This window comes from Paraburkholderia sp. J76 (assembly GCF_905220295.1).
In the GTDB taxonomy this organism is placed as follows: Bacteria; Pseudomonadota; Gammaproteobacteria; order Burkholderiales; family Burkholderiaceae; genus Paraburkholderia.
In genome coordinates this window covers 486,317-509,567 of the sequence record NZ_CAJMZJ010000001.1, presented here as the reverse complement: position 1 = coordinate 509,567, position 23,251 = coordinate 486,317, and the positions used below count along the sequence as shown (strand labels likewise).

At 62.5% G+C, this 23,251-nt stretch carries 21 protein-coding genes; 6 read left to right on the top strand and 15 right to left on the bottom strand.

Annotated features, from left to right (window positions below; all coding sequences use genetic code 11):
- Positions 1 to 56: 56 nt before the first annotated feature.
- From U5768_RS02325 to U5768_RS02305, 5 genes are all read right to left on the bottom strand, one after another.
- Positions 57 to 887 (bottom strand): carbohydrate ABC transporter permease, encoded by an 831-nt coding sequence (locus U5768_RS02325; RefSeq protein WP_322028762.1) that lies wholly within the window; start codon positions 885 to 887, stop codon positions 57 to 59.
- Entirely contained in the window at positions 884 to 1,909 is a 1,026-nt protein-coding gene (locus U5768_RS02320; RefSeq protein WP_322028761.1) for a sugar ABC transporter permease, read from the bottom strand. Before U5768_RS02320 ends, U5768_RS02325 begins: the two co-directional genes overlap by 4 nt.
- A gap of 106 nt (positions 1,910 to 2,015) precedes the next feature.
- Positions 2,016 to 3,263: an ABC transporter substrate-binding protein gene (locus tag U5768_RS02315; protein ID WP_322028760.1), complete on the bottom strand. Its 1,248-nt coding sequence runs from the start codon at positions 3,261 to 3,263 to the stop codon at positions 2,016 to 2,018.
- Positions 3,264 to 3,429: 166 nt separating this feature from the next.
- Entirely contained in the window at positions 3,430 to 4,521 is a 1,092-nt protein-coding gene (locus tag U5768_RS02310) for a LacI family DNA-binding transcriptional regulator (protein ID WP_322028759.1), read from the bottom strand.
- A 201-nt stretch (positions 4,522 to 4,722) separates the two neighbouring features.
- Positions 4,723 to 5,877, bottom strand: coding sequence for a porin (locus U5768_RS02305; RefSeq protein ID WP_322028758.1), 1,155 nt, complete (start codon positions 5,875 to 5,877; stop codon positions 4,723 to 4,725).
- A 744-nt stretch (positions 5,878 to 6,621) separates the two neighbouring features.
- Here U5768_RS02305 and U5768_RS02300 point away from each other — a divergent pair.
- The gene (locus U5768_RS02300) at positions 6,622 to 6,915 is read left to right on the top strand and encodes a BON domain-containing protein (protein WP_322028757.1); all 294 of its coding nucleotides are present in this window, start codon (positions 6,622 to 6,624) and stop codon (positions 6,913 to 6,915) included.
- A 52-nt stretch (positions 6,916 to 6,967) separates the two neighbouring features.
- On the opposite strand, the gene U5768_RS02295 is transcribed toward U5768_RS02300, so the two are convergent.
- From U5768_RS02295 to U5768_RS02275, 5 genes are all read right to left on the bottom strand, one after another.
- Positions 6,968 to 8,221 (bottom strand): ABC transporter permease, encoded by a 1,254-nt coding sequence (locus U5768_RS02295; RefSeq protein ID WP_322028756.1) that lies wholly within the window; start codon positions 8,219 to 8,221, stop codon positions 6,968 to 6,970.
- Positions 8,222 to 8,254: 33 nt separating this feature from the next.
- Complete coding sequence (locus U5768_RS02290) at positions 8,255 to 9,775, bottom strand: sugar ABC transporter ATP-binding protein (RefSeq protein WP_322028755.1); 1,521 nt, start codon at positions 9,773 to 9,775, stop codon at positions 8,255 to 8,257.
- Positions 9,776 to 10,750, bottom strand: coding sequence for a substrate-binding domain-containing protein (locus tag U5768_RS02285; RefSeq protein WP_322028754.1), 975 nt, complete (start codon positions 10,748 to 10,750; stop codon positions 9,776 to 9,778).
- A 72-nt stretch (positions 10,751 to 10,822) separates the two neighbouring features.
- Positions 10,823 to 11,890 carry a LacI family DNA-binding transcriptional regulator gene (locus tag U5768_RS02280; protein WP_322028753.1) on the bottom strand — a complete coding sequence of 356 codons (1,068 nt, stop codon included), beginning with the start codon at positions 11,888 to 11,890 and terminating at the stop codon, positions 10,823 to 10,825.
- Between the two features lie 151 nt (positions 11,891 to 12,041).
- Entirely contained in the window at positions 12,042 to 12,185 is a 144-nt protein-coding gene (locus tag U5768_RS02275; protein WP_322028752.1) for a hypothetical protein, read from the bottom strand.
- Between the two features lie 485 nt (positions 12,186 to 12,670).
- Between U5768_RS02275 and U5768_RS02270 the strand changes: the two genes are divergently transcribed.
- The 3 genes from U5768_RS02270 (at position 12,671) to U5768_RS02260 (ending at position 17,308) form a co-directional block, all read left to right on the top strand.
- The gene (locus U5768_RS02270; protein WP_322028751.1) at positions 12,671 to 13,867 is read left to right on the top strand and encodes a hypothetical protein; all 1,197 of its coding nucleotides are present in this window, start codon (positions 12,671 to 12,673) and stop codon (positions 13,865 to 13,867) included.
- Between the two features lie 68 nt (positions 13,868 to 13,935).
- Complete coding sequence (locus U5768_RS02265; RefSeq protein WP_322028750.1) at positions 13,936 to 15,036, top strand: TAXI family TRAP transporter solute-binding subunit; 1,101 nt, start codon at positions 13,936 to 13,938, stop codon at positions 15,034 to 15,036.
- 145 nt (positions 15,037 to 15,181) lie between these two features.
- Complete coding sequence (locus U5768_RS02260; RefSeq protein WP_322028749.1) at positions 15,182 to 17,308, top strand: D-(-)-3-hydroxybutyrate oligomer hydrolase; 2,127 nt, start codon at positions 15,182 to 15,184, stop codon at positions 17,306 to 17,308.
- A gap of 98 nt (positions 17,309 to 17,406) precedes the next feature.
- On the opposite strand, the gene U5768_RS02255 is transcribed toward U5768_RS02260, so the two are convergent.
- The 3 genes from U5768_RS02255 to U5768_RS02245 form a co-directional block, all read right to left on the bottom strand.
- Positions 17,407 to 17,760: a BON domain-containing protein gene (locus U5768_RS02255; protein WP_415913830.1), complete on the bottom strand. Its 354-nt coding sequence runs from the start codon at positions 17,758 to 17,760 to the stop codon at positions 17,407 to 17,409.
- Positions 17,761 to 17,794: 34 nt separating this feature from the next.
- Positions 17,795 to 19,000 (bottom strand): porin, encoded by a 1,206-nt coding sequence (locus U5768_RS02250; RefSeq protein ID WP_322028748.1) that lies wholly within the window; start codon positions 18,998 to 19,000, stop codon positions 17,795 to 17,797.
- Between the two features lie 138 nt (positions 19,001 to 19,138).
- Positions 19,139 to 20,242, bottom strand: coding sequence for a M14 family metallopeptidase (locus tag U5768_RS02245; RefSeq protein WP_322028747.1), 1,104 nt, complete (start codon positions 20,240 to 20,242; stop codon positions 19,139 to 19,141).
- A 123-nt stretch (positions 20,243 to 20,365) separates the two neighbouring features.
- On the opposite strand from U5768_RS02245, the gene U5768_RS02240 reads away from it, so the two are divergent.
- Positions 20,366 to 21,262, top strand: a complete 897-nt coding sequence (locus U5768_RS02240) for a LysR substrate-binding domain-containing protein (protein WP_322028746.1) — start codon at positions 20,366 to 20,368, stop codon at positions 21,260 to 21,262.
- 57 nt (positions 21,263 to 21,319) lie between these two features.
- On the opposite strand, the gene U5768_RS02235 is transcribed toward U5768_RS02240, so the two are convergent.
- A complete protein-coding gene (locus U5768_RS02235; RefSeq protein ID WP_322028745.1) occupies positions 21,320 to 21,541 on the bottom strand; it encodes a hypothetical protein in 222 nt (73 codons plus the stop codon).
- 281 nt (positions 21,542 to 21,822) lie between these two features.
- Here U5768_RS02235 and U5768_RS02230 point away from each other — a divergent pair, with 281 nt between their 5' ends.
- Positions 21,823 to 21,990 (top strand): hypothetical protein, encoded by a 168-nt coding sequence (locus U5768_RS02230; RefSeq protein WP_322028744.1) that lies wholly within the window; start codon positions 21,823 to 21,825, stop codon positions 21,988 to 21,990.
- On the opposite strand, the gene U5768_RS02225 is transcribed toward U5768_RS02230, so the two are convergent.
- Positions 21,973 to 23,250 carry an NRAMP family divalent metal transporter gene (locus U5768_RS02225; protein ID WP_322028743.1) on the bottom strand — a complete coding sequence of 426 codons (1,278 nt, stop codon included), beginning with the start codon at positions 23,248 to 23,250 and terminating at the stop codon, positions 21,973 to 21,975. The genes U5768_RS02230 and U5768_RS02225 overlap by 18 nt on opposite strands.
- Position 23,251: the final 1 nt, after the last annotated feature.

Sequence of the window (23,251 nt, the reverse complement as noted above, 5' to 3'; positions counted from 1 at the left end):
CCTGATTAGTGGTGTCCGCGCTTTCGCGAACGGTCTTGAGATGAATGAACAGAAACTCAGGCCTTGACGGCGCCGGTCGTCAAACCGTCGATCAAACGCCGCGAGGTGAAAGCGAACAGCACCAGCAACGGCACCACGGCGACCGCCGATCCCGCCATCACCGCGCCCCAGTCCGAATTGGTCGGGCTTTGCAGGATGCGCAGCGCGAGGGGCAGCGTGTACATCGAAGGCGAACGCAGCACGACGAGCGCCGAGAGGAAGTTATTCCATGCCTGGATGAAGCTGATGAGCCCGAGGGTGCCCAGCGCGGGCCCGAGCAGCGGCAGCACGATGCTCCAGTAAATGCGAAACTCGCCGCAGCCGTCGATGCGCGCCGCCTCGATCAGGTCGGACGGAATGGCCGACGAAATGTACTGGCGCATGAGGAACACGCCGAGCGCGGCCGCCGCGCCCGGCACATACAGCGCGCGCGGTTGATCGATCCAGCCGAGCAGGTTCATCGTCATGAAGGTCGGAATCATGCTGAGGAACGGCGGCACCAGCATGGCCGTAAGCGCAACGGCAAAGAGCGTTTTCTTGAAGCGGAACTCGTACATCGCGAACGCGTAACCGGCCATCGAGGTGACCAGCAGCGTCAGCACCGTCTGAATGGTTGCCGTGTAGAAGCTCCAGCCCAGATTGCGCCAGAACGGAATATGACGCATGAGCGAGGCCATGTTGTCGAGAAACGCATTGCCGAACCAGAGCGGCGGCGGCATCGAGAAAATCTCGGAACTCGTGTGCGTGGCGAAGACGAACATGAACCAGAACGGCGAGAACATCAGCAGCGCGCCCGCCAGCACGACGGCATAACCCGTATAACGCGCCTTGTTTTTTGCCAGCTTCATTGCTGCGCCTCCTCTTTCATGCCGCTGCGGTGGAAAATGCGCGTGTTGAGCCACATCAGCGCGGAAATCGTGATGAAGAGCAGCCACGCAATCGAGCTGGCCGTGCCGAAGTCGCCGTCGTGGAATGCTGTGCGATACATGTACACGGCCGTGGTCAAGCCCGACTGGCTCGTTCCCATGCCTTCGTTCGGCAGCAGGATGAAAGGCTCTTCGAACAGTTGCAGCCCGCCGATGATCGAAAGCGTGACCGCAAAAAAGATCATCGGCTTGAGAAGCGGAATCGTGATATGCGTGAACTGTTGCCAGCCATTCGCGCCGTCGATACGCGCCGCTTCGTAAATGTCCTTCGGAATGGTCTGCAGTGCAGACAGATAAAGCACCGTATTCCAGCCCACGTAGCGCCAGAAAACGACCACGGAGACCGCCGGCTTCACATTGGCCGGGTTGTACAGCCACTCGATGGGCTTCGAAGGCACGATCCAGTGCAAGCCCGGAATCTTGCCGATTTCCGTAATGGCGAGATTGATCATGCCGAAATCGGTCGAATACAGCGAGGAGAAAATCAGCGCAATCGCCACGCTCGAAGTAATGAAGGGCAGAAAATACAGTCCGACCACCAGATTGCGCCAGCGGCGAAATGCGGTTTGCAGAAAGAAGGCGAGCGGCAGCGCAATGAGATGCTGCGGCACGCCGGACATGACCGCCATCGACGCGGTGTTATAGAGCGATTTCCAGTACCACGGGTCCGTCAACGTGAACGTGTAGTTCGACAGGCCCACCCATTTCATGCTCGCCAATCCCGCTGTCGCGTCCCAGCTCTGGAACGAGAGATACAGCGAAAACAGCAGCGGAAATGCGAGGAACACGGCGAACAACACAAAAAACGGCGCGAGAAACAGGTACGGCGCGATCTTCACCGGATTGATGCGCGGTTTTCCGCGAGCGTGGGCGAACGGCGCGAGCGTATCGCGGACCAGCCCGTCCCGGGCGACCTGTTCAGTGATGGGCAGTGGAGAGTTCATCAATGGTTCCGTCCATTCGGGCGTGGCCGGCCTCGGCGACCGGCCACGCAATTGCAGCGGGCTTTAAAGCGCGGCGGAGCATGCCGCGCCGTTTCATCAAAACCGCTTAACGGCGGACGCGATGCGTGATCTCCGCCTGCGCTTCCTGCAACGCCTGGTGGATGTCTTCGTTGCTGTCGACCACCTTGTCGAGTGCCGAGTGAACTGCCTCTTCGGCGACCTGGTCATACTTGCTGCGCTGGATCGCCGGAATATGCGAAGCCGCATCGCGCCAGATCAAGCGCGCCTTTTCGTTGCCGAGGAACGCCACCGGCTGCGCGAAAAAGTCGTCGTGCTGCGCGGAAAGCAGCGCGGGAAAAGCGTCGATCGAGCGGAACGAAGCGAGTTGCTCGTCGGGGCGCGTCGTGAGGAACTTGATGAATTCCCACGACAACTGCTTTTGCGTGGCCTTCGCCGGAATTGCCCAGAACGTGCCGCCGAACGATGCATATGCGCCGTCAGGCAGATTGGTCGCGCGCCACAGGCCCTTCGTGTCCGGCGCGATCCACGAGGAGAGATGGCCGCCGAGCCAGGCGCCCATCATTTGCGTGGCGACCGTGCCGCGCTTGAAGCTTTCGGCCCATTCGTTCGACCACGGCGTGATCTTCGCGTCGAGGCCGAGATCGCGCGCCTTCTTCGCCAGCTCGAACGCCTTCACGAAACGCGGCGAGGTCACGACCGGATTGCCGGCCTTGTCGAAGTACACGCCGTCGCCTTCCTTGAGGTCGGCGCGAATATAGATGTCTTCGATATCGCGCGACGACGCCATCAGGTACGCGCCCGTCGCCTTCTTGATCTTCTGGCCGGCCGCGAGATACGAGTCCCACGACCGGGTCAAGTCGGCTTCGGTCACGCCCGCCTTGTCGAGAATGTCCTTGCGGTAGAACAGCGTGCCCGGGCCGATATCGCCCGGCATGCCGACGATCTGACCGTCCTGCGTGGTGGCCTGCGCAAACGTGTAATTGATGAACTGGTTCTTGTACTGACCCGCGTTATAAGGCGGCTTCGCGAGGTTTTCGAGACCGCCGCCCGCGGCGAACCGGCCGATGAAGCCCACTTCGACGGCCATCACGTCCGGCAGGTCCGAGCTGGTGGCTAGCGCGGTGGTCATGGCGTTGTGGTGATCGGCGATCGCAAGCGACGATACCTTGATGTCGACGTCGGGATGCAGCTTCTTCCACGCGGGAAGCGCGTCCTTGATTTCCTGGTCCAGCTTCGGAAACACCGCGACCGTCAGCGTGGTATTGGCATGCGCGGCCACAGTGGCCACGCTGAGCAAAACTGCGGCGGCAACGCCGGTAAAGCGGGTTTTCATGACTTGTCTCCTGGTGAAACGTTTGTGAGTGACGCTCAAATGCTCCCCTGCTGCTACGAACTGCTTCCCCTGTTCCATTGATTCGCAATACTTATCGATTTTTTTTCTGCGCGCGGCTATTTGAAAGCGCTTTCATCGCAAAACTAAAAAAACGGCACAACGCACGTTAAGTCCGTTCCTCGGCGTTGCCCAACGAAGGGCCGATTCGACGCGTGGTTTCGCGCGTCACCAGCGTGAGCGGAATCGGGCTCAACGCAACGGGCTGCTTGCGGATCATCTGCACGATGCCTTGCGCCGCGAGCCGGCCGATTTCATAGGTCGGCTGCCTCACTGTCGTTAAAGGCGGCGTCATATACGAAGAAGTCGGCAGATCGTCGAAGCCGACCAGCGATACGTCGTCGGGCACGCGCACGCCGCGGCGGAACATCGTAAGCCGCGCACCGTAGGCGGTCTGATCGTTTGCACAGAACACCGCGCTCAACGAGGGCCGGCGCACCAGCAGCCGCTCCATCGCCGCGACTCCGCCGGTTTCGAGGTAATCGCCCTGCTCGACCAGATCGGCGTCGAAGCCGATGCCCGCTTCTTCCAGTGCGATGCGGTAGCCGTCGAGACGCTCGATCGCATCCTCGTGACTGCTCGGTCCGGCAATGAACGCGATCTCGCGGTGGCCCTGTTCGATCAGATGGTGCGTCGCATCGCGTGCGCCCTGCATGTTGTCGATCGGCAAGCCTGCCAGCGCCGCGCCGTTTTGCACCGAGCGCCCGAGCACGAGCATGGGCGCGTAACGCGAGTATTCGGCGAGCGTTGGCTCGTCGAGTTGGGCGTGCAGCAAAATGATTCCGTCCACGCGGCGCGCAATGAATTCCTCGAGGCGCGCTTTTTCATCGGCGATATTCCAGCGGCTGCTGACGAAAATCGGCGTGAAGCCCGGCTCGGAAAGCGCCTCTTCGATACCGCGCAGCCACTCGGCGTAAAACGGACTCGACACGGCCTGCGTCAGCACGCCGATGGTTTCGGTGCGTCCGCTCGCAAGACTGCGCGCCAGCACGTTTGGCCGATAGTTGAACCGCGCAATCGCTTCTTCCACCGCGCGCTGCTTTTCGGGCAACACGCGCGCACTGCCGTTCAGAATGCGCGACACCGTGCTCGGAGACACACCGGCTGCGCGCGCAATTTCTTCCAGCGTCACGTTGGGACCCGAAGTGGGTTCCTTTGAGACATCGGGCGCGCCGGGTGCTTCGGGGGTGCCATCGGTCATGAGTTCCGCCTGAACGTTTCCTGAAAGCGCTTTCAAACGATGAAAAAAAGCGATTCCGGATATGAATTCGAAGGAGTTAAAACGTAGAAAAAGCAGCCGGTGCGACCAGGGTGGAGGAGAGATCGCACCGGCCTCTCTATGAAAGAGAATTAAGCAATACCTGACACAAAGAGATCACAACAACTACGGGTCAAACTGAAATCAGAACATGTGCATGATGCCCGCGAACACGCCCGTCTGGCTGTGGCCATAGTTCGGGTTGTCGTTCGACGACGTGCCTGTCGCTGCGTCGAAATTGTTGTTGCCGTAAGGACCGTTTCCGAGGTTGATGTTCGACGTCGAACTGTTGTGCACGTAGCCGGCTTCCGCGTACAGGAACGTGCGCTTCGAGAGGTTGTACGTGGTGCCGAGCGTGAACAGCGTGGCGTTGCCGTTACCGTTGTTCGCGTTCGCGTGGAACACCGCGGCCGTGATCGCCGAAGCGTCGTTCACCTGCCAGCCCGCGCCGATCCACTCGTGGTTCACCGCCGTCGGCGCGCTCACGCCAGCCGGCTGCGACGCGTCGGTCACGCCCACGCTTGCGTTGGTGGCGTCCGGTGCGCTCAAGTGCTGGTAGCCCGCGTAAATCTTCACCGGGCCGAGCACATACGTGCCGCCGACGAGAATCGAGCGCGAAGCCGAATACACGTTGTTGAACGAGCCGTCTGCGCCGCGAACTTCGTCGTAGATCACGCGAAAATCGCCGCTGCCCCACGTGTAGATACCTTCAACCGCATTCGTGCGGCCCTGCCCGGTCGGCACGCCTTGCGCGTTCACGGGCGCCGAGTTCCAGCTCGTGTTGTTGGTCAGCGAATACTGGCCCTTGAGCACGAGACCGCCGAACAGCGTGGGCGAGTCGTATTCCGCGCCATTGCTCGTGCTCGCCCAGTTACGGCCGCGCACCAGCGTCGAAATGGCGTAACGCTGCATCAACTGCGGGTCGGCGCCCCAACTGTCCTGCGAGAGTTCGCCCGCGCCGAGATTACCCATCTTGAACAGACCGAAGCGGTCGTTGCTGAAGCCCACCGTGGCGTGACGGCCAAACAGGTTGCCCGCCGATGCGCCCGTCATCGTATTGAGCTGGCCTTCGAGCTGGAATACCGCCTTCGTGCCGCCGCCGAGGTCCTCCGCGCCCAGCAGGCCGAACCAGGAGCAGCCCCAGTCGCCACTTTGCGCCGCGAACCGGTTGCCGCCCGGCAGGCCGGTTTCGTATTGCACGCCGTTGTCGATACGGCCATACAGTGTGACGCTGCTTTGCGCGTGCGCCATGGTCGTCGCTGCTGCCATCACCGACAAAGCAATAAGCTTCTTTTTCATTAGATATCCTATATATATTTTGGCGTCTCCAAACCGCGCAGGTCGCGTGCGCTCTACACGTTACCTACCAGGCTGTCTCACTGAAATGTCCCGAATCACATTTCGAGGCGATTATAGGGACGCCCCCGCCCCGTGTATCGAACCCGCGGTCCAGGGAAAACGCTGTTACCGCTAACGCTTGCACACCGCCCCTGGCCGGAGTAGGCCCCTGCCTCGTGACCATCGGGTTGTGGTCACGAGTCGCGCAAATCCGTTTGCGGTCGTGAAGAGAAATAGGCGCGGCGTGGAAAGTGTTCCTGACAGCCGTATTACATCGGTCAAAGCGCGCTTGACAGCGCTTTCAAACGCAGCGCCTCAATGTTGTGAAGTTGCAACGACGACACGAAATTTCTTGCCCGTTGCGTCTGCAGCTTTCTTTTAAGCGCTTGAAAGCGCTGTCATCAGCACACGCGGGCGATAGCGACTATGATCAAGGTATACCCTGCCGGGCAACGAGTTGAGATTTGCCGGCAAGCCTCTTCAGCGCGGGACCGGGCATGAATTCCGCGGGCTTTCCGGCGTCACACGATCGCGGCATGCAACACCCTGCGCCTCGACTCCCGCTGTTCCCCGCCACGTCGCGCGCGCGACGTCCCGTTCGAACGCAATGCACCCGCACACACCAGCGTCACTTTCGCCGGCCCACCGCGCGGAGTGATTTGCCTTTCGACTTCGACCGGCGCTTCCGCCACACAAGGAGGTATCGTGAAAGCCATCGTCACTTCCACCCTCGCATTGCTCATTTCCGGCGCCATCGTGCCGGCCGTTCAGGCGCAAACCGACTCGGGAGCCAGCGACTCACAACTCGCGCACGACGTGCGGGTCAGTTTCGCGCGCAACGGTATTAGCACGTCTCATGTATTTGTATTTGCCCGCGGCGGCACGGTCAGGCTGCTCGGTTTCGTACCCGAGCATGAACAGGTCGCGCTGGCCGAACGCACGGCGGCTGCCGTTCCGGGTGTGCAATCGGTGGATAGCTGGCTGGCGCGTGGGCGCTGAACAGTGAAAATGTTGCGTGTGGACGAAAGCGTTATCGTCCACACGCCGTACGTTATTTGGCACTAAACGCGGCAACGGCGCGTTTGATCCGTTTTAGCCAGCCGCCGTGGCCATAATCGGTCTGCTGCAAAAACACGGCAATCACGATAATCAGTCCTTTAAGGACTAACTGCGTATTGCTGTCGATATCGTTGAGCAACAGAATATTGCCGAGGAAGCCGAAGATCAGCACGCCCGCCACCGTGCCCGATATGCGTCCAATACCGCCGGCAAGACTCGTCCCGCCAATCACAACGGCGGCAATCGCATCGAGTTCCCAGCCGGTCCCCGCATCGGCCTTTCCCTGGCGGTACTGCGCCGCATAAAGCACGCCGACCAGCGCCGAGAGCAGCCCCGAAATGGCATACGCCATCATTTTGTAACGCTTGACGTCGAGTCCCGAAACCACGGCGCATTTCTCGTTTCCGCCTATCGCGTACAGGTACTTTCCGAACACGGTGCGGTTCATCACGAAGCTGAAAACGAGCGCGATTACGAGAAAGAATAGCGCGGGCACCGGAATCACATTGAATAGCAGCGCGCGAAGATTCTCGATATCCGCGGTGGCGTTCGTGCCGCTGTATATCGAATAGACGGCGGTATCCTGCCCGGCGATCAGCCGCGCGGCGCCCAGCACGCCGACCATTGCCGCGAGCGTGACGATGAAGGGCTGCATGCGCCCGCGCGTGATGATCCATCCGTTGATGCTGCCCACCGTAAAGCCCGCCAGCGGCACGATCCACAGCACGCCCGCGAGCGGCATGCGGTGCGCCGCGTGCAACGCAATGTAGAGACACGCCAGCGCCGCGCACAGCAGCGCGACGCCGCCGCGCACGCCTCTCATGGGTTGCATCCTGCGCCATGCGCCCAGCACGATGAATACGATCGAGAACACCGCGACGGCATTGAGCACGAGCGACGCATAGGTCGCCCGGTTCCATCCCTCTGTGGTGAGCAGCATCGCGGTCAGCACGCTGCCGAGCCCCATGATCGCGCCGACCGAAAGATCGATACCCGCGGTGATGATCACGAGCGTCATGCCGATCGACATCACGCCGACGTTGGCGACCTCGCGAAACACGTCGGAAATATTGGCGCTGGAAAGAAAGATGTTGCTGCCATCGGTTGCGTGAGGCGAGGTGAACGCGCCCACCACAAGCAGCAATATCAACCCAACGTAGTACTTCAGATGCGTCATGAGCGTGCCGAGTTGACGCCTGCGCGTGGGCGCATCCGGCTCGGCGACATGGTCCTGCACACGCTGCATGGTCAGCCTCCAGTCAGGGCGATTCGGGAAAACTCAGGGCGAAGCAAGATCGATCAGCAGGTCGCCGGAAAAATCGCTGCGCGGCACGATCTGTTTGGCTCGCCCTTCGCACAGCACGAGAATGCGGTCGCACAGCAGGGTCAATTCGTCGATTTCCGAACTGGCGATCAGCACGGTCACGCCCGAGCGCGCCGCGTCGAGTATCTGCCGGTAAATTTCCGCTTTGGCGGCGACGTCCACGCCGCGCGTCGGCTCGTCGAGCAACAGGATGCGCGGCTTCGTCATCAGCCATTTGCCGATGATGAGCTTTTGCTGATTGCCGCCCGACAAGCTATTGGCGCTCTGCGCAAGACTGCGATGCTTGACCCGCGAGGCGCGGGCCTGTTCGGCGGCCCAGCCGCACAACCTGCGCCGCTTGTAGAACGGAAAGCCCGGCACACGCGGCAGCGAGGGCAGCACGATATTCGCTTCCAGCGACTGGTCGAGCACGAGGCCGTCCTTCTTGCGGTCTTCGGTCACGAAGGCGAGACCCGCCTGCGCGGCTTCGTTCGCAGACCTGAACGACCGGCGCTGTCCCGCGATCGCAATGTCGCCGTCCTGCCGGTACGCCGAGATTCCGTAGATGGCTTCGAGCACTTCGGTCTTGCCCGCGCCGAGCAGCCCCGAGAGGCCGAACACTTCGCCCTCGCGCACGGAGAACGACACGTCGCGCACCATCGCGCGCGCCGGCCCCCACAGCGAGAGATTGCGCACCTCGACACTCGTGCCGCGAGCGCGCGGCGCTTCGTCCGCGCCCCGTTCGGGCGGCGCGAAGTCCTTGCCGATCATCATGGAGACCAGCGCCGTAGAGGACTCCACCTGCGCGACCGGCAGCGTCGAAATGCGCCGGCCGTCGCGCAGCACGGTCACGCGGTCGGCGACGGCAAAGACTTCGCCCAGCCGGTGACTGATCAGCACGATGCCCATGCCGCGCTCGCGCAACTGTCTGGTGAGCGCGAGGAGCGCGTGGGTCTCGGCGTCCGAGAGCGCCGAAGTGGGTTCGTCCATGATGAGCACGCGCGCCTCGGCCACGAGCGATTTGGCGATTTCCACCAGTTGCTTTTCGCCCACCCGCAGCGCGCCGACGAGCGCGTCGGGGCTCGCACGAAAGCCCAGTTGGCCAAGTACGTCGCGGGCAGCCGCGCGCATGGCGCGCCGGTCCGGAAAACCCCAGCGCGTGCGCGGTTCCTTGCCGAGAAAAATATTGTCGACGGCCGAAAGCGTATCGACGAGATTCAGTTCCTGATGAATGACCGCGATCCCGGCGTCGATCGCGTCGTTCACGCTCGCGAGGCGCGTCGCCACGCCCCGCACGCGTATCGTGCCGCTGTCCGGCGTATAGAGGCCGCCGAGCATCTTCATGAGGCTCGATTTGCCCGCGCCGTTCTCGCCGACGAGCGCATGCACCTCGCCCGCCGCGACATCGAAGTCGACGCTCGACAACACGGCGCTGCCGTTGAACGATATCGACAGGCCTGCGGCCTCGATCAGCGGCGCGGTGGCAGTGGCATTCATTCAGGAGTGGCTAGCAATATACGCCTTGGCGTTGTCGGCGAAAATGCCCTGAGTCGGCAGCGTGACCTTCTTCGGGATCTTTTCGCCGCGCAGCAGCTTGAGCGCCTGGCGTATGCCTTCCGCGCCGGGCGTGGGATACATGAACGTGCCGGCGAGCAGGCCTTGCGCAACCCAGGTCGCGCCCTCCTGCGGCAAGCCGTCGATGCCCACGAACTTGATGCTCTTGTCGCGCCCCGCATCCTTGGCCGCAAGATACGCGCCGTAAGCCATGGGATCGTTGTGCCCGTAGACAACGTCGATCTTCGGATTCACGCGCAACACGGTCTTCATATACTCGTAGGCCTTGTCCTGCTTCCAGTCGCAATCCACGCGCTCGCCCACGAGCTTGATGCCCGATTCCTTGCCGATCACGCTCGCGGCGCCATCGTGGCGGTCGTGCGCGGGCTGCGCGCCGAAGCCGCCCCACACCTCGACGAGATTACCCTGCGCGTGCCCCGGTCCGCCCATCAGCTTGACGATGAACGCGCCGGCTTCGCGGCCGATCTGCACGTTGTCGCCGCCAATGAACTGAGTAAAAGATTCGCCGTTTACCTCGCGGTCGAGCACGAATACGGGAATGCCTGCCTTATAGGCTTTTTCCACCACGCCGGTAAGCCCCGCCGACTCCTTGGGCGAGATGAAAATCGCATCCATCTTCTGGGCAATGAAATTTTCCATGTCGGCATTCTGCTTGTCGGTCCGGTCGCCGGCGTCGGCAATGATCAGATCGATCTCGGGATGCTTCGCCGCTTCGGCTTTCATGTCCTTGTTGAATTGCACGCGCCAGGGTTCGACCGTCGTTACCTGCGAGAAGCCGAAGCGGTATTTCTTCTGCTGCCCGAACGCGGGCGTGCTGAGCGATCCGAGAAGACCCGCTGCGCCGGCGAGCGGCACGGCGACCAGACCTGCAATCAGAATGCGTCGTTGACTGTCCATTGCCCTGTCTCCTTTGTTGTGTGAACCGGGCGGCGCGTGCGGCCAGCCTCGGGCGCTGCAAAAAATAAAACGTTATAGCGGCGGCGCGGCGGCGGCGCTCGCCGCTGCGCCCCGTTCGTCATGCCGCATCGGGCCCGTGCTTTCGCGCACGCGCAAGTCGGCACGCATGCGCAAATGCACGATCTCGGAGGTCTCGCCCTGCAACTGTTTGTGCAGGAGATTCCAGATGCCGCGTGCAATCGCTTCGGCCGGCTGACGAATCGAGCTGATGCCGGGACGCAGCACCGACATCCATGGCGCGTCGTCGAACGAAAGCAGCGAGATATCGTCGGGCAAATGCAGGCCCGCATCGCGTATCGCGCGCAGCGCACCCAGCGTCGCGACGTTCGCGCCCGTGAAAAGCGCCGTGGGGCGCTCGCGTGCGGCGAGCAAACCTAGTGTCGTCGCGTGGCTTTCGGTGTCGCTCATGCCGCACACCACGACGTTGGCGTATTGCGCCAGCCCGGCGCGCTGCATGGCGTCCTGATAGCCCTGGGCGCGCTCGCGGCTGTTCACGAGGTCGAGCGCATTGACGATAAACGTAATGCGGCGATGACCGAGCGCGATGAGATGTCCGGTGCCATCCATCGCCGCGCGGTGACTGTCGCTCGTCACGGTGTTGGCGGGAAAGCTGTTGTCCACGCGGTCAGCCATTACGAGCGGCACGTCGCATTCGCGCAGTTCGCTGATAGCGTGCTCGTAACCGTGGCATGGAATGATGATCATGCCCGCCACCTGGCGCGAGAGAACGAAGCGGATGCGCTCCGCTTCGCGTTCCGGGTCTTCCTGGGCGTGCGCGAGAATGAGCCGATAGCCGGATTCGAGTGCGTGATCTTCGAGCGCGCAAACGAGTTCGATGAAAAATGAATTGGTCAGGTCGGGTACGACGAAACCGACGGACGTGGAGCGGCAACTGCGCAATTCCGCGGCCAGACTGTTGCGCCGGTAGCCGAGTCTGCGGGCCGCTTCCCAGACCTTTAGCTGCCGCGCTTCACTTACGTTCGCGGCCCCGGCGAGCACCTTCGAAGCCGTGCCCAGCGAGACACCCGCCGCGTTCGCAACGTCCTTGAGCGTACTGGCACTTTTCTTGCGCTCGTCCATGCGGGTCTGCTCGCTCGAGGTTATTCGTGCGCGGCGGATCGCCGATGCTATTCGTCTTATCGGTGCGAACTGAAACGTTTCATAGAGTAGGAAATGGATTTTCAGGGTTCAAGGGAGGGTTTACCGGGGGCCTGGAAGAAGGAATGAAAAACTAGCGGTAATTCACGAAGTTGATGATGTCGTTGAGAAACCACGGAAGAATCAGTTGCGTGTCGGGATCGCTAACGCCCACGGTAAGCCGCGGCGGCTTCGAAGCGGGCGCGCCGGCATACGGGCCATCGGGCGCGTGCAGCATGTAAGTATTCGTGTCGGCAGCGGGCGGCGGCGATGATGCACAACCGGCTATCAATAAGGCAAGGAACGCTGCGCAGCACAAACGCTTCATGATAGGCAATCTCCGGCCACGTGATCTCGAGAAGCCCAAGCGTACCATTGGCTCCCCCGCTGCCGCGCGCGGCTGGGCATTGCCGTTTTCGGGTTTTATGAAAAACGGATAATTCGAATTAAAACAGCGGCGCGCCCGCATCGCATGGATGCGAAAAAAATTCCAGAACGTCATTCTTCATCAGAATAGAGCCCCCAAGCCGTTGGGTGCCAGGCAACAACGACGATTGACGCGCTGTGGGAAATCAACCATATTTTCTTCACGCGGCTGCGCTCGGTCGGCTCCGCCGCTTTTCCTGTGCATGCAGATCGTGAGTTCCGCGAGGCCGCGCGCTTCGCTTCAACGACGATTCTGGGCATGTCGAAATGGCATCGCCATAACGGTGGGACGACATCATGTCCGCTCAGATTGGTCGCGACCATAACTTCCCCTCCGCGTGCAAGCGTTGCGGCGGTCTGCTGTACGAGAACTTCGAATTCTGCCCTTACTGCGGCACCGAATTTCCGCTCGACAAGGTGGTGCCTGGCACGCCTCCCAAAGCCACGCTCACACCTCTCGGCGCCACAGCGGCGACGCCCCCCGCACCGGCGGCCGCGAAGATGGCGCCGGCGGGAGCGCCCGCAACCGAGGGGCCATCGCTGAACCCCGACTACCCGCCCGCCGCGCAGAGCACGACACAGAACGCGGCACAAAATGGCACCCGGCACTTCATGGAATTCGCACGCAACCTGCGATCTTCCCAGCCGGGGCAATGGATATTCCCGCGAGGCCTGTTCGTCATCGCATTCGTTCTCGCGTTCGCCTACGGTACTTATCTGCTGCTCGGCACGAACCGCCAGCGCGAGGGCGCGCCCAGCGAAGAAACGCTGCATTCGTCGGGCGGCTCGGTTTCGACCAATGCATCAACGCAGCCGGTCGGCGAGGCGCCCTCCACGGCGGGCACGGAAACCAGTACGAGACCGCCGGCGCCTGCACCGGCTGCGCGCGCCGCGCCGCAATTCACGGACGTGGCCGATGGCCTGCGCGTAGCGCGTACCAGCCTCGCGCAAAATAACCTGTTCGACGCGAAGGCCGCGGCCGATGCCGTGCTCGCGCGCGATGCGGGCAACGAGGAGGCGCACGCGATACAAAGCGAAATCGCGGCGCGCGAACAACGGCGCGATAGCGCATTGCAAAGCGCGGACCGCTGCGTCGCGCAGAAAGACTGGGCGTGCGCGCAGCAACAGGCTTCAGAGGCGCTTGCGATCGATTCGAGCAGCCAGGCCGCGCAATCGTTGATGGAGCGCGCCATCGTATCGACTGCGTGGAAGCCGCTCAACCCGCCCAATGGCGCCCAGCAAGGGAACGCCGCGGTGCCACCCGCGCCGCGCGCGGCGAATACGGCGCGGCTGCCGTCGTCGCAGGACTGGAACACGAATGCATCGCCGCCGCCGCTGCCGAATGTGCCGGGCGTCCCGAATACGTCGAATGTTCCCAACGCTGCAACAAACCCAACGACGGGCGCCACCAGCGACAACAGTACCGACGCACGGCAACGCGCCATCGTGCAAAACGGCTGGACGCACGCCGCGCCAGCGGCCGCTTCGCATTGAGAAGGATTCCATAACATATCGACATATCGAAGTCAGACGCGCATCACAAACAGGGCGGGAGAGAGACCATGCTGAAAACGACTCTGGCGGGAGTGGCGGCGCTGACCGCCCTGCTTTTCTCGGCGCTCGCCGTCGCCGCCGCGGCGGATGCGAACTACAAGATCGTGACCGGCCCCGAGCGCGGCACATACATACAGATCGGCCAGGACCTGGCGAAATGGGTGGCGCAGCCGGCGGGCATCGACCTCGAAGTGATTCCGTCGAAAGGCTCGGCCGAAAACGTGCAGCGCATGCGCTTCGAGCCCGGCGTGAAGCTCGCGCTCGTGCAGTCCGACGTCTACCAGGCCTATGTCGACATGGCCAATTCCGGCAACGAGGAGGCCGGCACGCTGATCCGGCCGCTTCGGCTCATCATGCCGCTCTACGACGAGGAAATTTACTTCGTCGTGCGTAACGACTCGCCGATGAAGACGATCAACGAGATCAAGGACAAGGTGATGAGCGTGGGCCTGATCGGCAGCGGCACCGCCCAGTCGGCCACGACGCTGTACCGCCTCATGTTCGGCCAGCCGATTCCCGAGCAGAACGCGCAGCACCTGAGCAACGAGGACGCGCTCGCGGCGCTCATCGTCAAGAAGATCGACGTGGCGATCATCGTCGCCGGGCAACCGGCCAAGCTCTTTACCGACATGAACCCCGAGCTGCTGCAGCAGATCCGCTTCCTGCGCGTCGATCCGAACGCGCCGGAAACGGCGCGCGCAAAGCAGACTTACTATCCCGCGACGATCCACGTATCGAGCTATCCGAACTGGCTGAAGGAAGACGTGCCGACGTGGACGGTCAAGGCCTTTCTCGTGACCTACGACTACAACCTGCGCGATACGGTCGGCAACCTGAAGCGCTTTGCCGATTCGCTCTGCGAGAACTTCGACAACCTGCAGGAACACGGCCATCCGAAGTGGAAGCAGGTGAAGCCCGATCTGCCCGGCCTCGGCAAGGGCTGGCAATACTATCAGCCCGTCGAGCGACGGTTGAAGGCGTGCTTCGCGCATCGTGCCGCGGTGCAGGCCGCAAGAGGTCCGGCCACCGCACAAGGCGCCCCAGCCGCGCAAAAAGCCGATGGGCGGCCATGTTCCGATCAGGAGCGTTTGCTCCTGCTCTGCAAGTAACCCTGAACCGCGCGTGCAATCTCTCCTGGTATCCGCTTTCAGGATGTCCTAATGTCCATGGGTGCCGCGCTGCCGGCACGACGAAACGGCTTCCCGATGCCGTGCGTCCTGATCCGACAACAACGAATTTAATAAGGAAACACCCATGAGAGATACTCCGTTCGCAGTCCGACGTAAGCGGGCGCGGCTCGGCGCCGCGATCGCCCTGGCAGGCGCGGCGCTCGCGCCACGCGTGTATGCCGCCGAAAGCAACGCCAATCACGCTGCGTTCAACCGAATGCCGCCATTCGTGGTGGCGAGCAGCCTGCAAACCACGAGCTACGACGGCATCACCGACGATCTGCTTACCGCCGGTCTCGGCAAAACGGGGCTCGCGGGGGCGCAACCCGCGATCGCGAACCCCGCGGCTCCCACCGCAGCGGAATTGCGCAGGCTTGCGATCTGGTCGAACTATCGCGCGCTCGTGGACATCAGCGCGAACGGCGGCTATGGCCGCTTCTGGGGGCCCAACGTCGATCTCTACGGCAACGACACCCTGGGCGAAGGAAAAATCGCCGGCACCGAATATCTCGCGTTTGGCGACGACGGCAGCGGCCGCCAGAACGTCAGCCTGCTCGTGCAGGTGCCAACCAGTTTCAATCCGGCGAACCCGTGCATCGTAACGGCCACGTCGTCCGGTTCGCGCGGCGTGTATGGCGCGATCTCGGCGGCCGGCGAGTGGGGACTCAAGCGCGGCTGCGCCGTTGCCTATACGGACAAAGGCACGGGCAACGGGGCGCACGAGCTGATGAGCGGTCTCGTTACGCTGATCGACGGCCGCACCGCCGACGCCACAACGGCAGGACGCACGAGCGTTTTTACCGCGAACGTGCCGGCTGGCGCGCTCGCCGCGTACAACCAGAAGTTTCCGAACCGCTATGCGTTCAAGCACGCGCATTCCCAGTTGAACCCCGAGGCGGACTGGGGCAAGGACACGCTGGAAGCGGTCCAGTTCGCTTACTGGGTGCTCAACCAGCAGTTCGGGCCGCGCGTGGATGCGGCGAATCGCGGCGTGCGCTACGCGCCCGGCGACATCACGACGATCGCGGCTTCGGTGAGCAACGGCGGCGGGGCGTCGCTCGCGGCGGCTGAAGAAGATACGGGCAAGTGGATTACGGCTGTCGTGGTGGGCGAGCCGCAAATCAACGTGCGCATGCCCGGCGACGCGCAGGTCAGGGAAGGCGGCCAACGTATCGCGGCGGCCGGCAAACCGCTCGCCGACTACATGACGCTCGCGAACCTGCTGCAACCCTGCGCCGCGCTCGCGGACGCCGCCGCCGGCGCGCCCTATCTCACGGCGCTGCCCGTTGCGACCACAACGGCCATCCGCGAGGCGCGCTGCACCTCGCTCGCGGCGGCAGGCTACATTCGCGGCGGCGACACGCAGGCGCAGGCGAACGACGCGCTCGCACGCCTGCACGAAGCCGGCTATGAAGCGGACTCCGATCTGCTGCACGCGCCGATGTGGGATTCACAGGCGGTGCCGGCTGTCGCCGTGACTTATGCCGACGCCTACACGAGAGCGAGCGTGCTCGACAACCTGTGCGGCTTCAGCTTCGGCACGACGAACGCCTCGACGGGCGCGGCGGGCGTTGCGCCCGCCGTCTCGCCGATGCCGACTATCTTCGGACTCGGTAACGGTGTGCCGCCGACCAACGGGATCAGTCTCGTCTATAACGTCACGCCGCCGGGCGGCGCCGATCATCGGCTCGCCACGCCCGACGCGAGCTTCGCGGGCGCGGCCTGTCTACGCGCGTTGTGGACGCGGGGAAATCCGCGCATGCGCCAGAGCGTTCAGGCGATCAGCGTGAATGCGAACCTGCACGGCAAGCCCGCGATCATCGTGCAAGGCCGCAGCGACGCGCTCGTGCCGATCAATCATGCTTCGCGCGCGTACCTCGCGGCAAACAGCGAACGCGAAGGTTCGCGCAGCCACGTGTCGCTATATGAAGTGATGAACGGGCAGCACTTCGACGCCTTCCTCGCGGTGCCGGGCTTCGACACGCACTTCGTGCCGGTTCATTACTACAACATCGCCGCGCTCAATCTCATGTGGAGTCACCTGAAGAACGGCACGCCGCTGCCGCCTTCGCAGGTCATCCGCACGATCCCGCGCGGCGGCAGTCCGGGCGCCGCGCCGCCGCTGGGTCTCGCGAATCTGCCCGCCATCGTGGAGAACCCGGGCAGCAATGCGATTCGCGCGAACGACGGCGTGGTGAACGTGCCGCATTGAGGGGCATTCATATTCCAGGCATCGAGGCTGCTTCGCAGAGGAAGCGGCCTCGATGTATTGGAGAATAGAGCGCAGGCGATCGTCCGCCCCTCCCTGCCCTAGTGCGCGACGCCCTTCACCGTCAACGCATTGTTGACCGACGCAACACCGGCCACCCCTTGCGCGGCCTGCCTGGCAGCGTCCACCTGCCCTTGTTCGGGCACCGTGCCGAGCAGTGTCACGGCGCCGTTGCGCGCTCGCACGTTCACGTTGGTCACGTCCACGGCTTTGTCCTTGCCAAGCGCTTTACGCACGGCCTTTTCAAGCGCGTGGTCGGCCTTGCGGACGGCCCTGGCCGACGATGCGGCCGCCGCCGGAACCGGGGAATCGGTGGTCTGTGCGCGTGAGTTGAACGCAGCCAACGCCGTGACAGCGCCGACAATAGCGGCGAATTTTCGAATACCCATGGTCATGTGGTTCCGTTATGTTTGATGGAGGTTGCCCGCATCAGAACGTCGTGCGAATGCCGACGTTGGCGCCGACCGTCGTGCCCGGCGGCAGGCCGAGGCCTTCGGCGGCCAACCCGAGCCCTTGCAGTCCCCCCACGCCACTGCCGCCGCTCTCCACCGTCAGCCCCGAACCCAGGCACACACCGTTGCGCGCGCAAGTATTGTTGACAAGACCGACCTGCGCATACAGCGCCGTGCGCTTCGAGAGGAAGAACTGCGAGCCAATCGCGCCCATCACCGAATGGCCGCCGGAATTCACGCGGTCTTGCTGGTAGTAAATACCCGCATTGAGATCGAGATACGGCAGCGGGAAATAATCGAAGCCGCCGCTGTAGATATTCACGCTCGTATTGGTCGAATACATGAGCGACGGATTCGCCGAGACCGGCACGTTGTTCGCCTTGAAATTGGCAAACGCGGCCTTGGCGGTCAGTCCGCCGAATTTGTAGCTCATACCCGCGGTATAGGCGCGGACGTTGATCGGATAGAGTTGACCCACGCTCGCGAGCGCGCTGTCGGCTGCATTGTTAGTGCTGATGTACGCCGCCGCGGCGAGGAATGTGCCGTTGGTGTAGCGCCCGCTGACCGACCACGCGCGCCCGGTCTGGAAGGAACCGGCGACGCCGCCGAGGGCGAACAGGCCCGCCGCCTGGAACCCGCCAATGTCGGGCGACGTATACGACACCGAATTGGGCATGAACACAGCGGCGATCAGACTGTTATCGCTGACGGGCGTGAGAATGCTGCCGAATTCGCCGGCGCCGCGCGGATCGAGTGCGTAAATGATGTTGAAGAACGGCGAAATCTGCAGGCCGGCTTTGACCGTACCCAAGTCGCTCGACAGGCCCACCTCGGCAATACGGTTGAATAGCCCGTTATTGCCGCCCGGATTATCGAAGCCGCCATTGGCGAGATTGATACCGCTCTCCAGCTTGAATTCCGCCTTGACGCCGCCGCCCAGATCCTCTTTTCCGGACAAGCCCCACAACGAAGGCGAATAGCCGGCGTTGGTCAACTGGAACACATGACCCGTGCCCGTGCTGCCATTGAATTCTGGAGTCGAATGACTCAGATACATCACGCCGACGTCGGCGATACCGTACAGCGTCACGCTCCCGTCCGCATGCGCCGCGCTCGCCGCACAAACCGCCGCGGCGGCCGCACATGCCTTGAGCGGCCATTTCCGTTGCTTCGCCATCTTCATGACTCTCCTACCTTTAGATATGGTCTTTAAAATAGTTATGTGTTGCGTTGCCGATGATTTTTCTGGTGCGATTATTTCGGATTCCATATCAATGGTCATGCAAGATTCGATGGAATCCGATGTCTCGTGCCGTCTTTCTTAGCCGGAGACGGCCGGGTCCCCTTCCGAAAGACCGGCAACGGCTTGCGACGCGACAACCCGCATCTGCCCCAAAATCAGCCCCTTCCATTCGTCGTTGTCGCAGTAGAACGCCTCCTTGAGGTCTTGCCGGATCCGCGCGGCGGCGGCGGCCTCGCATTGCGGATGACGATGGAGCCAGTGATCGGCGCGCAAAGCCTGCAATACCTGCAAGGCGTCGTAAGTGCCGAATTCGAGGCCCAATGTCGTCTTTTCGACGCCGGGAAATTCATCGTACGAAAACGTCATGATCGGGCCTTGCACGTCGGCCGAAATGGAGCCCGGCTCATGAACCGGCTTCACGTCGTTGCCCCACCAACGGCGCGCTCTTTCCAGTTCGGCGCGATCCGCGCTCATGAAAATCTTTTCACCGTGACCGTACGGACCCAGTCCCGTGTGCAGGTCGATCCACGCCATGCGGCGATAGCCGCCTGCATGCTCGCGCAATATCGACTGAACGGCCTGCGTGCTCCAGCTCGTTCGCGAACCGCCGTAGAACATGCCGTCCGGCACTGCGTACTGTCCCTTCGACACCGTATTGCGCAGCGCCTCTTCCCCATGCGTCTGCATGTAAGCGCCTATCGCGGCCTGATTAGCCGCATTGGGCGGCCATACGTCCGGCAGCAGCAAGGGATCGAGTGCAACGTAGCCGGGATTCGAGTCGGCGAGCGCCGGATGGTCCGCGCTATTGCGATTCAGATCGACGTTGTCCTCGTTCACGCGGCGCAGATGCGCGAATCCATACGGGTTTACGCCGTGAATCATCAACAGCGCGACGCCGCGCCGTTTTGCTTCGGCAAGAAAACCCGCGTCTTCGAGCAAGCCAACCTGACACCCCGATCCGCAGAAACCCTCGACGCCATGTGTGCCCGAAGTGACGATAAGCAGCGCGCGAGCGCCAGCGGGCGCATGAATGGCGAGGTCGATCGAGAGGTTTTCGTCATCGGGGCCCACGGCCGTGGGATGCACGACCTGCCCGAGTTCGAACGCGGCGGCGCGCGCGGCCGCCGTGAATCGCTCGCGTGCCTGCGCATACGATGCGGAGAAATATTTTTTTATTACCATGCGGTGACCCCGATGAGATGCACGCGAGGCGTGCGTTCGGTCACAATGATCATGACTAACGCAGCGGTACACAAGGCAATAAAAAAACCGCCTTGATAACGATTTTTTATCTCATGGAGCAGAATGAAACTTCGTCAATTGCGGGTATTCCTGAGTGTGGCCGAGCAGGGCAGCCTCCACGGCGCCGCGCGCGCACTGCGTTTGACGCAGCCTGCCGTCACGGTCACGATCCGCGAACTGGAGCGGACGCTGGGCGTTCCGCTAGTCGTGCGTTCGGTTTCCGGCATCGCGCTCACCGAATACGGCGTCGTGTTCCAGCGCCGCGCGCGCATGCTGGTAAACGACGTAAGACACATTCACGAAGAATTGTCGGCCATGCTCAACGGCGCGGGCGCGGAAGTCGCCGTGTCCGTTTCCTCGGCTGTTGCGTGTGCCTTGCTGCCCCAGGCGTTCGGGCAGTTTCGCGCACAGGATCCCGATACGTCGGTGACCGTTCGCGAATTACCGCTGCCCGCCGCGCTGGATGCGCTGCGCGATGGAGACACCGATTTCGCCGTCATCACGGCAGTTGCAGACACGCAATGGCCCGACTTCGCCGAGCAGCGCAAAATCATGTCGATGCCGTTGCTGGTCGTGGCGCGCCAGGGCCATCCCCTTTCGCAGGCGCGATCGATGTCGATGCTGCACACCGCCGAATGGCTCGTGCCCTGCGAGCCCGGCGACGAAATCGACAAGGGCTTTAGCGCTTACTTCCATTCACTGGGTCTTTCCGCACCGGGCAGGATCGTGCGCTGCCAGGCCCTCGCGCCCTCCGTGGCCTTGATCTCGAAGACCGATGTGATTAGCGTGGCAACGCTGCCGACCTTCGAACTGGAGATGAAGCGCCGCAGGATTCGTGAGCTAAAGATTCACGAGTCGTTTCCCGATATGGACGTGTACGTCGTGCAAAGACGGGAACGCCCGCTCACCACGGCGGCCGCGCGCTTTCTCGCGTGTGTCGAGGAAGCGGCTGTGCAGTGAAATTCCGGCAGTTACATGGGATACCTGACTAGATTCCCACGTCACAGCGTTCCCAAGTCACAGCGCCTCTTCACCCGCAGGCGGAAATACATTCCAGTAACCGCCGTCGTGCCGGAAAAAGAACAGTGCGTGAAACCCCGTTGTCTGGTGCGTCTCCACGCACACGTAGCGCGCATTGCCCGAGCGGGTATGGCCGAATGCCGTGACATGCACCGGCGTGGTGGGCGCGAGCCACTTTTCGACCTGGTAACGTAGCGACTGCGTCTTGGTGCGTCTCATCGGGTCCTCCAGTGCCCTTGGTGCATGGCGCAACTTTTACCGCGTCGCATCAGGGGCTTGAGAAAGCACTTTAACTATAGACAGAAAAGCCTTTTGCAAACTGGATTTCAGCAAGATAGCAACACATCAGCGCGAACCTTTAAACCTGTGCGCGGCGGCGTCGGGCGTTTTCAGCTGATGCGCCGCATCAGGGGAGAGAATGAATGGAAACGTCCGCGATGCGCGCAGACGCGTATTCTGATTGCACGCCGGGCTCTTTAGCCAGTGAAGGATGATGAACGATGATGAGAAACGTGTACGTTGCGATTTACATCTTGCTGCTGTTCGCCGTTATCGTCGGCGTGGATTTTGTTTTCCTTAAAAAACTCTTCTGGCTGCGGCTCGTCGTGAATATCGGCATCGTTGTCGTGTTTGCCGCCGTCTATTTCACATTATTGAAGGACGTGTAGGCCTGACATTTCCGGTGAAGAGCGCAGACCCTGCACAGCGCCCCAGGCGCCCGCTGCGCACGCGACCGTCCCCACGAACACAACGAGCCACAAATAAGCTCCGCGCGGCCGCCACCGTTGTGGGAGTGCGGTCACGCTGAGGGCGACGAGCAAACCCAGCACGAGCGGCAGCATCAACGTATTGATCACCTGCGCCGCAACATTCAGGGACACGAGATCGGGCGCGAGCCAGACAGCCCAGGCACTGCCCGCAACGGCGAGCGCATACGCGCCATAGAACCAGGGCGCACGGCCGGGACGTTCCTCCAGCGACGCCCGGTATCCGAATACATCTCCGAGCCCCCACGCCAGTGCGAGCGAACTCACGATGGCGGCCACCAGCGCCGCGCCGAGCACGCCCGCGCCGAATAGCAGGCGGCCCGCAAACGGCCCCGTCACGGCAACGAGTGCATTGCTGATTTCGCCGATGCTGTCGAGGGAGCGCGGCTCGCCGTGCGCCGACAACGTCGCCGCCGCGGCGACGAGCACCGCTGCCGTGAGTAATTGCGTGAGGACCGCGCCGACCGCCGTTTCGATCCTCGCCGAGGTAAAGTCCTTCGCCGTGAGGCTGTCCGCGACCGCGGCCTGCTGATAGAACACCATCCACGGATTGAACGTCGCGCCGATGAGCGCCGCGGCCAGATAGCCCGCTTCCCGGCCGCCGCCGGCGAGGTGAGTCATTTGCGGCACCATGATCTGGAGTTTGTGGCGCGCACTCCACGCAACGGCGAAAAACGTCAGATCGAATGCGCCGATGGCAATGGCGATCCGGTCCACGCGTTTGTGCGAGCCCGTGAGCACGATGCCCGTCAACAGGATGACCGCTAGCGGCAGCGTAACCGAACGCGATACGCCATACATTTCCCCCACGCCGGCAACGCCGGTGAACTCCGTCACCAGCGATCCGAGTACGGCCACGACGAGGCCGGCCGCGGCGAGCGCAGCCCAGGCCGGCCCGAAACGCGAGCGGATCAGTTCGCCATAACCGCGCCCAGTGAATATGCCAAGGCGTACGGTCAGCTCCTGAACCATGTAGAGCAGCGGAACGAGCGCGAGCAGCACGGGCAACAGCCTGAGCCCCGTTTGCGCGCCGGCCTGGGCGGCTGTCACGACGTTTCCGGCGTCGCAATCGGCAAGCATCACGAGCAACCCCGGGCCCCAAAGGGCCAGCCGGCGCAGTCCTCGCGAAACGGTTTCCTTGAGCGTTGGAAGACGGGTCATG